9 protein-coding genes and 1 pseudogene are annotated in these 11,827 nt (G+C 69.7%); 9 read left to right on the top strand and 1 reads right to left on the bottom strand.

Annotated elements, in window-relative coordinates; translation table 11 throughout:
• Positions 1 to 34: 34 nt before the first annotated feature.
• From ACFVYI_RS33345 to ACFVYI_RS33360, 4 genes are all read left to right on the top strand, one after another.
• Complete coding sequence (locus tag ACFVYI_RS33345; protein WP_387892506.1) at positions 35 to 4,237, top strand: polymorphic toxin-type HINT domain-containing protein; 4,203 nt, start codon at positions 35 to 37, stop codon at positions 4,235 to 4,237.
• A gap of 43 nt (positions 4,238 to 4,280) precedes the next feature.
• Positions 4,281 to 4,868 (top strand): Imm1 family immunity protein, encoded by a 588-nt coding sequence (locus ACFVYI_RS33350; RefSeq protein WP_387892508.1) that lies wholly within the window; start codon positions 4,281 to 4,283, stop codon positions 4,866 to 4,868.
• A 151-nt stretch (positions 4,869 to 5,019) separates the two neighbouring features.
• Positions 5,020 to 5,346 carry a hypothetical protein gene (locus ACFVYI_RS33355; protein ID WP_387892510.1) on the top strand — a complete coding sequence of 109 codons (327 nt, stop codon included), beginning with the start codon at positions 5,020 to 5,022 and terminating at the stop codon, positions 5,344 to 5,346.
• Positions 5,347 to 6,143: 797 nt separating this feature from the next.
• Positions 6,144 to 7,574, top strand: coding sequence for a replication-relaxation family protein (locus ACFVYI_RS33360; protein ID WP_387892512.1), 1,431 nt, complete (start codon positions 6,144 to 6,146; stop codon positions 7,572 to 7,574).
• 668 nt (positions 7,575 to 8,242) lie between these two features.
• On the opposite strand, the gene ACFVYI_RS33365 is transcribed toward ACFVYI_RS33360, so the two are convergent.
• Positions 8,243 to 8,431, bottom strand: a complete 189-nt coding sequence (locus tag ACFVYI_RS33365) for a hypothetical protein (RefSeq protein WP_387892514.1) — start codon at positions 8,429 to 8,431, stop codon at positions 8,243 to 8,245.
• Between the two features lie 170 nt (positions 8,432 to 8,601).
• On the opposite strand from ACFVYI_RS33365, the pseudogene ACFVYI_RS33370 reads away from it, so the two are divergent.
• The 5 genes and pseudogenes from ACFVYI_RS33370 to ACFVYI_RS33390 all read left to right on the top strand — a co-directional run.
• A pseudogene (locus ACFVYI_RS33370) lies at positions 8,602 to 8,940 on the top strand (radical SAM protein); the annotation flags it as partial.
• A 61-nt stretch (positions 8,941 to 9,001) separates the two neighbouring features.
• Complete coding sequence (locus tag ACFVYI_RS33375) at positions 9,002 to 9,247, top strand: hypothetical protein (RefSeq protein ID WP_387892524.1); 246 nt, start codon at positions 9,002 to 9,004, stop codon at positions 9,245 to 9,247.
• Positions 9,244 to 9,594: a type II toxin-antitoxin system PemK/MazF family toxin gene (locus ACFVYI_RS33380; protein ID WP_387892516.1), complete on the top strand. Its 351-nt coding sequence runs from the start codon at positions 9,244 to 9,246 to the stop codon at positions 9,592 to 9,594. The genes ACFVYI_RS33375 and ACFVYI_RS33380 overlap by 4 nt, the downstream gene beginning before the upstream one ends.
• A 626-nt stretch (positions 9,595 to 10,220) precedes the next feature.
• Complete coding sequence (locus ACFVYI_RS33385; RefSeq protein WP_387892518.1) at positions 10,221 to 10,553, top strand: hypothetical protein; 333 nt, start codon at positions 10,221 to 10,223, stop codon at positions 10,551 to 10,553.
• Positions 10,554 to 10,633: 80 nt separating this feature from the next.
• Positions 10,634 to 11,188, top strand: a complete 555-nt coding sequence (locus ACFVYI_RS33390; protein ID WP_387892520.1) for an HNH endonuclease — start codon at positions 10,634 to 10,636, stop codon at positions 11,186 to 11,188.
• Positions 11,189 to 11,827: the final 639 nt, after the last annotated feature.

Genomic DNA, 11,827 nt, shown 5'->3' on the forward strand with positions numbered 1-11,827 from the left:
CATTCCGTTCGAAGAATCCTGGAAGGAGTTCGCCGTGAGTTCAGGCATAGGTAAGCCGCGGTCATCGAAGGGAGGTGCGCGCTTCCGCTGGCTCGCCCGCGGGGTACTGCCGGTCACACTGCTGGCCTCTCTCCTGTCCACCGCGCAGGTCGCCTCCGGCGAGCAGCCCGCGCCGCCGCCGCTGTCGGATCGCGGGCGCGTGCTGAAGGCCTGGCGCGAGGGCGGCCCATCGGTGCGCGCCACCGCAGAGATCGCCCTGGCCGGTACCACGGACCAGGTCCGTCTCTTCCTCGGCGCCCCGGACAACCCGGCGGGCGGTGAACTCGCCGCCGCCGAGGCCGCCGACAACCGCCTCGCCGCCGTCGAGATGGTCACCATCGCCGGCCCGCGCGTGCGCGCGGCCGCCCAGGCAGCCCTGAGCAGCGGGGACGCCGCAGTCGCCGTGTTCCTCCAGAACGGCTACAAGGCCGCCCTTGAATCGGACCAGCGCCTCCTGACGACCCAGATCGGCGAAGCCGGCGGGCCCCGCACCAAGGAGGCGGCCTTCGCGGCGGTCGCCCAGCCTGCGGCGCAGTTGCGGGCCTTCCTCGAGGACGGCCAGTACGCCGCCCGTGAGAGCGATGACCGCCTCAGGCTCGTCCAGGTCACCGAGGCGGGCGGCCCGGCCGTCAAGGCAGCCGGCACCCTCGCCTACGACGGCACCCTCGAGGAGATCCGCGAATTCCTCGACGTCGGCCAGCACGTCGCCCGAGCCCGTGACCAGGAGTTCGCCTCCATCGCCGAGCTCGCCAAGCAGGCCGGCGAAGCAGGCGACCAGGCCGACCGGGAGAAGGCCGCAGCCATCGAGGCGTCCGAGCGCGCCCGGGTCTCCGCCCAACTGGCGAAGGAGGCCGCTGAGAAGGCTGCAGCCGAGACCAAGGCCGCCAAGGACGACACCGCCCGGGCCGAGGCCGCCGCCAACCGCGCCGCCGAAGCCGGACGCCTGGCCGGCGAAGCCGCCACCGCCGCGACCGCTGCCGCCGCACGCGCCAACAACGCCGCCAAGCTCGCCGCCTCGGCTGCCTCCCAGGCCGCCGGCGCGGCGATCAAGGCAGGGCAGGCCGCCACCCGTGCTCTGAACGCGGCAGCCGCCGGCAAGAAGGACGAGGACGCCGCCGCCGGCGCCGCCAAGGCCGCCGAGCTGTCCGGCTTCGCCGCCAGCGCCGCCGCCCGCGCCGCCAACTCGGCCCAGCAGGCAGCCATCGCCGCCGACGCGACCAAGTCCGCCGAGGCGAACATCACCGCCGCGAGCAACGCCTCCGACGAGGCCGGCGGCTACGCCAACCAGTCGGGAGCCGCCGCAGGCAAGGCCCGCCAAGCCGCCTCCTCCGCCCGCAAGGGCGCCACCGAAGCGGCCCGCCAGGCCGGCGCCGCCGCATCCCTGGCCCGCCAGGCCGCAGGCCTCGCCACCGAGGCGGGAAACGCCGCCACCTCCGCGTCCCAGCGAGCGGCCCGCGCGGCGGAATCCGCCCGCGACGCCTCCGCGCACGCCGGCAACGCCCACAACGCCGCCGAGCAGTCCGCCGCTCACGCCGCCAGCGCCCAGCAAGCCGCCAACGACGCCACGGACGCGGTCGCCAAGGCGGAGCAGATCCACGCGCTCGCCCAGGCCACCGAAGCCGAGCAGCGCACCGCCCGCACCGCCTCCGCCACCCTGCGCGCCGAACAGGCCAACAACGCCTACCAGCGCAACCTGCGCGCGGCGGAAGCGGCCAAGGCAACCGCCCAGCGTCTGAACGCCGAGTCCGAGCAACTGGCCCAGCAGGCCGCCCAGCCCGGCACCCCGTCGGCCACCGTGGTGACCAACGGCCGCAAGATGGCACTGGCCGCGCTGAAGACCAAGGGGCCCTGGAGCAAGGCCGCCGCCGAGTACGCACTGGCGGGCAACGACGAAGCCGTCATCGACTACGCCCTCACCGGCTGGAAGCAGACCCGCGAACAGGACGCCCACGTCCTGACCGAGCAGATCGCCGCCAACAGCCCCTACGAGAGCGTGCGCACCGCCGCCACCGCCGCCCTGGCCGGCGACCCCGCACAGCTCGAGGCCTTCACCGTCACCGGCCAGCACCAAGCCGCGCTAAGCCAGTACCGGGTCAAGGTCGTCCAGATCGCCGAAGCCGGGGGCCCCCGGGTCAAGGAAGCCGGCTACGCCGCCTACGACACCAACACCCTCGAGTCGCTGACCACCTTCCTCTCCGTCACGCAGTACAGCGCGAAGGAGAGCGACGACCGGCTGCGGATGGCACAGCTCCAGCAGGCTGAGGGGCCGGAGGTGAAGGCCGCGGCAACCGTCGCCTACGACAGCCCGCTGCCGGCGCTGGTCGAGTTCCTCGACAGCGGCCAGTACTACGCCGCGCGCCTGGACGAACTGGCCGCATCTCACGTCGCCTCCGTCGAGAATCTGATCGAGGGCGCGCGTCAGGCCGCCGCCTGGGCCCGGCAGAGCGCCTCACTGGCATCCCAGGCCGCGGCCGCTGCGGCCGGCTCCGCCTCGCAGGCCGAAGCGGCTGCGGCCGGCGCCAACCAAGCCGCCGGCGAGGCCGCAGCCGCGGCCCAGAAGGCACAGGCCGCCGCCAGCCGGGCCCAGGGGTCTGCCGACAAGGCCGCCGCCGCCGCGAAGACCGCTCGAGCGGCCCAGGACAGGGCCGCGAAGAGCGCCAGCGCCGCCCAGTTGTCCTCCCAGTTGGCCCAGGGCAGTGCGGCTGCCGCCCGTGCGTCCGCCAACACCGCCCTCGGCGCCGTGGCGGCGGCCCGCACCTCGGCCGAGAACGCCGGCAAGAGCCGCGACGAAGCTCAGGCCATCGCCACCACGTACCTCACGGCGGCCGTCACCGAGGCCAGGCAGAAGGCCGCCCAGCAGGTCGAGTCCGAAGACGCCTTGTGGAGGGCGCTCGCCGCCGCCCAGCAGCAGGCCAAGGTGGACGGCGGTGCCAGCTGGTACGACTACCTCTCCACCGGTGGCCACCTTGCCCTCGACTTCGCCGGCCTCGTCCCCATCGTCGGAGACCTTGCCGCCGACGGCTCCAACTGCGTCTGGTACCAGGGCGAGGTCCTCGCGGGCTACAAGGGCACCACCGGCGAGGACATGCTCCTGTCCTGCATCAGCATCATCCCCGTCGTCGGCTACGGCAGCGCCGCGATCAAGTTCTTCAAGTGGGGCGAAAAGGGCTCAGAGGCCGCAGGGGACGTCCTCTCCTGGCTCAAGAGCAAGAACCCCTTCGCCAAGCCCAAGCCCCCGGTCAAGCCGAAGCTGCCCGAGTGCCTCGACAGCTTCCCCACCGGCACCAGAGTGTTGATGGGCGACGGCACCGCCAAGCCCATCCAGGACATCCGCCAAGGCGACAAGGTCGCCGCCGCCGACCCCCTCACCGGGGAGAGCGGGCCGCGCGAAGTCACCAACACCATCTACACCCCCGACGACCGCGACTTCACTGAACTCACCGTCACTGCCCTCGACGGCAAGACCTCGACGATCACTTCCACCGACCACCACCCCTTCTGGACCGTCAACACCGGGCAGTGGACCGACGCCCACGACCTCGCCACCGGCGACACCCTGCGCACCGACACCGGTGCCACCGCCCAGATCGCCTCCGTCCGCCACTGGACCGGCCTCGAGCCCGCCCACAACCTCACCGTCGACGACCTCCACACGTACTACGTGTTGGCCGGCGACACCACCCTGCTCACCCACAACTGCCCCACCAAACTCCTTGACGCCATCTACCAGAAGCTCGGCGTCCGTCTGAACGATGAGGGTCCCACCATGGGGCAGATCATGGTCCCGGACAAGGACGGAAAGCTATCCCTGGTCAATGAGATAGTCCAGAGCGGTAGCGAGGGAAAAGCCAGCGTCAAGGCGACGACCTTCGAGATCAGTGACTTTCTCAGAAGCCTCGGCAACAAAATATACCAGCCGCCCAGCGATCTGGCCCGCTACGCCTCGTTTGATCATGTGGAAACCAAGGTGGCATGGAATATTTCCAAGGGCAACGTCCCGAGCGGGTCCCATGTGATCATCAATAACACCGACGGGATATGCCGGGCAAAGGAGTTCGGCGGCGACTCCAAGCACGGCGATACCTGCTGGGCTGCGATGTTTGAGGTCCTTTACACGGATCAGACGATGGTCGTTCACTATCCCACAAAGAACGGGAACTGGATTGCCATGCCGGTCAAGGGAAGACGGGCTCGCTGATGGTAAAATTCCCCGGAAACTCACATGTAAAAGGAGCAGGCTCGTGATCTTGAGGGTATCCCATCCGTCGCGACCGGCGTACGCCCCCAATGGAACTGCCGAGATCGTGGAAGCCATTGACACGGCCATCGGCTCCCTGCAACCGCGCCAGACTTTCGACAACGGAACGTTCTTCCCCGGCAGCATGGCCTCGTTCGCTTTCTTTACCGCGAACAGCGATATTTCCGACAGTAGGCTCTACCTGTCCGCCAACCAGTCCCTTGGATACGGTGCCATCGTCTGGGAGGTCGACGGAAACAGCGAACGCTGCCGCACCGGCGGGATCTACGCCTCCACATGGATCTCGGACAACCCCACCCCGCCAGATTTCGACCCGAAACTGGTCGCGGAAACCGGATACCCCCGCTATCACGTACGGGAAAGCATTCTCCCCCTCGAAGCGATCCGTAGGGCCGTCCTAGAATTCTGTGAATCTCCGACGGGAGAACGGCCTACCTGCATCCAATGGGCCGAAGGATTCTCCGACGGCCAGCGGTTCGATCAGGGTGCACTCGACGAGGAAGAGCTGAGTGACGAGCCATCGGGCTGGCTGGAGGAGATCCGGCGCATGAAGGCTGAAGGAATCATCTAGAACGGGCATTAGTTTCTGTGCGGGTCTGTGGGCGAGCCGAAAATCGGCTCACCCACAGACCCGCTTCCGAAAACACCCCCAAATGACGGCCAGGGTAGCGGGATATCCCTCGGAGCAGCGAGAGCCCCACCGCTGACTCCGGGAGAAGCCCGTGAACACCCCTCAGCGCCCCGCAGAGCCCGACGACAACGACGGCCAGGAGTACGCCGTCGAACCGGCCGTTCCGTCCGAGCCGTTCCGTCCGGGCCGGACCGCGTTCGTCCGAGGCGCTGCCGACCCGAACGGCACGACCAGCGCCCTGCGCTCCGACGTCCTCGGCGCGCTCGGCGTCCTCAAGGTCGCCACCGCCACCCAGCTCCAGCGACTGCTGCGCCCCGGCGCGGCGTCGAACACCGTGATCCGGCAGGCACTGCGCGATCTCGCGCTGCATGGCCTGGTCGCCTCCGACGGCAGCACCAAGGCCCGGCAAAAGGCGTGACGGCTGGAGGGTACGGCCGGGCTGGAGGCGGCCGGGCACGTGCTCGGCCTGCCCCGCTCTGAGATGGGCTCGACCGCCCGGGGCGCGGGCCGCTCGGGCGCGCAGCACGCGATGGCGGTGAACGAGACGATCGCCGCGTTCGTCCTTAGCGCCCCCAGAGCCGCCAGCAGCCGCCCTGGGAGGGCCCGGCCGCCGTCCCGGACCCACCAGTCCGCCCGCCCCACAGCCCGCCCAGCGGCCCGCCGAGCAAGCCGTCGACGCCACCGCCGCGCTGCGCCACGTCCGCACCCCCGCCGTCGCACCGCCCGGCCGCCCAGGTGGCCCGCCGGCGACCGGTGAGAATCGCCCCGCGACCCGCTGTCCCAGGCTCGGATCGGTCCGGCGCCACACTTCCGGTACCGCTTCCGATACCGCTTCCGGTCACCCCTCACCTTGACGGCATATCAACACAGGTCAGACCCCCTTTCCAGGCCGCCCAGAAACGCCGACAACCCTTCTGTCGCCTGGCGCGGCTCCCTCAGGGTTACGCTCCGGGCCACTTCGGTCCTTCGCCCAACCCCCGGACTGTCCCCCGACCCCCAGGGCGGAGCCCGGTGCTCGCGCCGCAGCCGGGCAGCTCGGCGTTCCGGTTGCCGGGAGGCGGGCAGACCGGTCGGCCGATGCGGGGCGGAGCAGCGGGCCGGCGTCTCGGGCGGTGCCGGTCGGCGGCGGCCGGTGCGGGCGTGATCGACTTGTCGGCGGCGTGCGGTATGCAGAGCAGTCAGCCACCGCACCGCAGACCAGCGAGGGGGAGCGCCGTGAGCCACCGTCAGCCCGCCCCGGGCACACCCGACCAACCCGACGGCCAGGCTGCCGTCGCCGCGCCGCGCAAGCGCACCCGCAAGGCCTCCAAGGCCAACCCCGGCGGCTCCAACAACGAGGTGCGCGCCGACGTCCAGCGCGCCATTGCCGTTCTGAAGATCGTCACAGCGCACCAGCTCTGGCGGCTGCTGCGCCCGCACGCCCTGGAGAACAAGTTCGCCCGCGCCGCGCTGAACGATCTGGAGAAGAAGCGGATCACCGTCAAGCACGGCACCGGCGAGGACGGCCGGGACATCTGGGGGATGACCACCGCCGGGCGTGACGCCGCCCGCGCGCTGTTCCCCGACGGCCGCAACATGGGCGGCATCGCCCGCAAGGCCGGCGCCAGTTCCGCCGCCGGTCACGCCCTGGCCGTCACCGAGACCATCATCAGCTTCGTGGTTGGCGGCACCGGCCCCAACATCCCCGAGAAGCAGGTCAACGGCGACCGCACCGCCCCCGGCGTCAGCCCCGGCTTCGGCCGGATCGACCAGTGGGCCACCGAGATCGAACACCTCACCCCACACAAGCCCACCGTCCGCGCCGACGCCGTCCTCCACGCCCCGGACCACCGCATCCCGGTGCTCCTGGTCGAGGTCGACCTCGACAACGAGTCCAACCCGATCGTGGCCAAGAAGCTCGACGACTACCGCGGCTTCTTCGACCACCGCCACCCGCTGCCCAACCCCCACTCGCGCGGCACCATCGGCTACCTGGAGTGGAAGAAGACCGAGCCGCACTGGCGCCGCACCTACCCCGACACCGGCCGCCCCGGCTACCCGCCCGTGGCCATCGTCCTCGGCCACCTCGGCGAGCGCGCCATGCGCCAACGCGTGACGGCCCTCACCGAGATGACCCGCCGCCACTGGCAAGGCCGGCACCTCGGCGACGGCTACTACGACCGCAGCGAAGCGATCCCGATCCTGTTCACCAGCCTGGAGATGCTGATCGAGCGCGGCCCCCTCGCAGCCGTCTGGCGCCGCGCCGGCCGCGAAGGACCCCTCCAGCCCCTCCACGCCGCCCTCGACGACAACGACGGACCCCAGGCGTACGCGGCGCACCAGAACGCCCAGCGCGCCCAGCAGCAGGCCGACCAGGATGCCGCCGACCGCCGCCGCCAGGAACGCGAGCTCCTCGCCACCGCCTGCCCCGGATGCCACCGCACCGCCGACAAGTACAAGAACCCCCGCTACGCCTCCGACGGCGAGAAGCTCTGCCACTTCTGCCAGCAGAAGGCGGACCAGGCCGCGCAGGCCGAAGCGGCCCAGCAGATCACCGAGGCCGCCCAGGCCCACAGCGAACGCGTCCAGATCGCCGAGAACGCCTCCTTCCTCCGCACGGTATTCGGTCCACGCAAGCCGAAAGACGCCAAGGAAAAGAAGCGCTGAGAAACACCGGAAAATGCGGCTACTGCGAGCACCTTGATTCTCAAGGCGCGCAGTCGCCGCACTTTCGTATCTGGTTGCGTACCGGGTTTCGTTTCTGGTTTCGACTAGAGAACCACCTCCAGGGCCGACCGGAGGCATTCCCGCAGCTCAAGCCCGGTTAGTTCACCCGGCCCGATGCCGACTTACCTCTGTGCGCCCCCTGCCCCGCCGATGGGGTGGTGGTGTGGGGTGGGGAGCGGGTGCGCACGTCGGCCCCGACGACGCTGCGCTGTGCTCTTTCCGCTTGGGCCTGGCAGCCGGGGCGGGGCGGCCGGTGGGTGTCCGGGAAGGCGGGCGCCGCCCGCCCCGCTCGTACAGCTGCGCCTACAGGTGCTCACTCAGGTGCCCGCTTGGGTGCGCGTTCGGCCGCTCGTTCAGCCTCACAGCCCGCCACCGGACCAGCAGCAGAACAGCAGCCCAGAGTGCCACCGGGCCGTTCTCACCGGGCCGACATACCTGTCCTGCGCCCTGCCTGGTGGTGTGTGGTGTTGGTGGGTGGGGGCGGGCGCTGTTCGTTCGGGCGGGACGCTGCGCTGTGCTTCTTCTCCCGCGTCCGGCTGGTGCCGGCCAAAGAACTCTCTGTCATGACGTCCGTGCTGTCACCGGCTCGGTGACAGCACGGACTGAGGTCATCGCCTCCGGTCGCGCCGGGCCGGGCCGGCCATGGGGAGGGCAGCCGTGAGGACGCCAAGCGCGGCAGTGGCCACCGGCTCGCCGACCCAGGGAGTGGCTCCAACCACGATGATGACAACGACCGTGATCAGCCAGTACCGGCGGACCGGAAACGAGCGCAGGTCGTTGCGGACTGCGTAGGTCATGGGACTTCCCTTCGCGGAGTGGATCATGCAAGGGGCTGGCGCCAGCCGCGGCGGGTAACGATGTCATGGCAAAGCGATGTGCTTGTGAAGGAACAACTTGCTTGTCTGAAGCTTTCTTGAGCCTTCTCGGAAACCCGTACTCCGGCGCGGTCGGGTTGCTGCCAGCTTCTATGACGGCCTCTCTCAGGACACTCGGGAGAAGCCGGAACCATCCAGACCCGACGTGGCTGACCTGTGGCACTTCGCCTGGCCCGACTGGTGCTGCACGTACTGCACGCTTGACGAAGGCGCTCCTCGACACCTTCGGTCGGCAGGCTGTCGACCTGCGGGTCTCCCTCACGGACCGGTGCAATCTGCGCTGCACCTACTGCATGGTGGAGGAGGGTCTGCAGTGGCTGGCCAAGCCAGACCTGCCGACCGACGAGGAGATCGTCCGGCTGGGCACGGTCGCCGTGCGCGACCTGGGCGTCCGCGAGGTCCGCTTCACCCAGGGCGCGTTGCACCTCCGTGTTGCACCCACCCGGAGGAAGCGGCATGCGGATCGGTATACCTGCCGGTATTCTGGCTGGTATGACGATGACGACTATAAAGGTGCAGGCCGGGGTGCGCGACGAGCTCGCGCGCCTGGCGGCCGACGACCTCGGCGGAGTCACGCTGAACGCCGCCCTGGAGCACCTGCTGACTGAACACCGCAAGGCTCAGATCCTGGCCGCCTACGCTCGCCTGGAGGCCGACGAGTCGGCCTGGGCCGACTACCAGAACGAGCTGGACGAGTGGGACGCCGTGGCCGGCGACGGCCTGGGCGGTGAAGCGTGAGCCGCAAGTCCGCCCCCTGGCAGGTCTGGATGGCCGACCTCTCCCCGGTCATCGGCTCCGAGCAGGCAGGCCGCCGACCCGTCGTGGTCGTCTCCAGCCCCCTGTTCGCCGCCTTCCCCACCGCCATGGCCATCGTGGTCCCCCTCACCACCCAAGACCGCGGCCTGCCCCACCACGTCCCCGTCACCTCCCCCCGCTCCGGCCTCAACCGCCCCAGCTGGGCCCGCACCGACGACGTCCGCACCATCTCCGAGCAACGCCTCACCGGCAGCCGGCCGCTCGGCACAGTCACCGACAAGGAAGCCGACGAGATCCGCACCTACCTGCGGATGATGATCGACATCTGACCCGCCCCAGGCACGCCGTCGCCCGGGGCCGCACAACAAGGCACCGACCACGGTCCTGGCACCCCCAAAGGCACCAGGACCGGCAAGCCGAAGGATCAGCGGTTCTGCCGCCACCACACAGCGCCCGTGATCAACGTCGTACCGCACGCTGTTGCTGCGCCACGCAGCACGTGCAACCCCACGAACCGAAAGACGCTGCGGGTGCGCGGCTCCACGGGGCCAGCCTTCTTGGCGGGCGTGTTGTTACTTCTAGACTCCATGGTGAAGCCCTTCTCTCTGGGACCTCTGGACAGGGGTGTGCTTCACAAGAGGAGCCTCCGGGTGAGCTCGCCAGCATTGGCCGGAGGCTCCTCTTGCTTGTGACGAAGCGTATCGATCGCAGCAAGCACACTTCAGCCCCAGAGGGCAAGAACGAACCCTCGTGACGAGTGGCGAGGGGGGCTTATACCGAAACGGCGTGACAGCTTAAAAACGCAGGTAGAAGCTTGATCATTTGCTACGTGCTGAGCACATAGTGATCTCCATCACATTGAAATCCCGGGCGTGTCGCATGACCAGCGACCTGCGGAGACTAGAAACCCCACCTCCTGAACGAGGACCACGCCACGGGTGTCAGCTTGGAGCCGGTGATCATCTGCACTGTCGCCCCGCAGCCCGTTCGGGGCGGATCGCCCTGCCCGGGCGTCAGACCCCGAGCGAGAGCCCAGGCCCGCACCGCCGAAGCCGAGGCCCGCGCCCTCGAAGCGGAGGACGCCGCCTGCCTCACGCCCCGGGAACGGGCCGCCCGCCGGGTGGCCCGCATGATCCTGGCCACCACCCCCAACGGCCAGACCCCCGACCCCGAGGCCATCGACCTCCACACCATCGCGGACGCGTGCGGCGTCTTCTCCACCACCGCCAGCGCCTACCGCACCGAGGCCGCCGCCCTGCTCGCCGGCGGCTACCGCCCCACCGCCTGAACCACCGCGGCGTCATGACGTCACCATGGGCGGACAGGTCCAAGACGGGACCTGTCCGCCCAAGCTCCTATGCTGCCGCCATGCCTGAAGGACGCTCCGCCGTACCCGCCGCACTCCGCCGCCAGGTCCTCGTCGAGGCCGGCCACCGCTGCGCCGTTCCCACCTGCCGCCAGCACCCGGTCGACATCGAGCACATCAACGACTGGGCGAGGGTGAGGAAGCACGAGTTCGAGAACCTCATCGCCCTGTGCCCGACCTGCCACCGGCGCAAGGGCAACGGGCCCGATCAGATCGACCGCAAGGCGTTGCGCCAGTACAAGGCGAACCTCGCCGTTCTCAACAGCCGCTACGGCGACCTGGAGCGGCGCGTGATCGAGATTTACGCGGGCATGTTGAGAAACGATGCAGTCGACCCGGCCAACATGGTCCCTCTCTCGCTCGGCGCCGGCTCGTGGCTGCACCTGATGTACCTCGTCCAGGACGGATACCTGGCCCGGGTGCAGTGGGAGGGCGGCATACGCATCGACCATGTCCTCCCTGTGGAGAAGTACCAGCTCACCCCCGCCGGTGCGGAGTTCGTCCAGCGATGGGCCGCGGCACAACCTCTGGATCCGCAGACCGACGACGGGGCGTAACCCACCCGGCGGCTACCGCCCGGCCGTCTGAGCCGCACCCCCGGAAAAGAAAAAGGGGGCCTCGAATTCCCGACAAGAATTCGAGGCCCCCTTTCATGTGCCCGTCTGGGGCCGTGCAGGGAATTCGGCGGGATTCTCTGATGCTCGTTTCCTGATACACCGGTGCGGGATTTCGTCGGGCCCGCCCGAGTGGCCCGACGCTGGCTGCGCCGGGTTGCCGTCCGGGCCTCGATCCGGGAATGGGGACCCTCGATCCGGCGGGATCCCCTGACGCCCGACAGTTGATACATTGGACTGGGGGAGACTCCTGGCCCTGCACACTGCATCACCTGATGCACCGACAGGCCCACGCCCGTCCCTGTCACAGTGCGTCACCACCCCCGGCGGGGCCGACCAGCATGCCCCCCTCTCCCTAGTTAGCCTGTCGCGAGTTCAGCCAGGACGCCAGTTCAACCATGTGAACGGGCATCAGCCCACCGGCACCATGGAGCGAAGCGGAGTGGTGCCGGCCCGAGCGCGGAGCGCCGGGCCCACTCGGGCGAAGCCCGGGTGCGGGCACGCGGAGCGGGTCCGCCGCCTGACCGAAGGTCAGGCGCGAACGGAGGGCCGAAGGCCCGTAGGTGTCTCTTATACACATAG

It is taken from the genome of Kitasatospora sp. NPDC058218, assembly GCF_042882445.1.
Taxonomy (GTDB): domain Bacteria; phylum Actinomycetota; class Actinomycetes; order Streptomycetales; family Streptomycetaceae; genus Kitasatospora.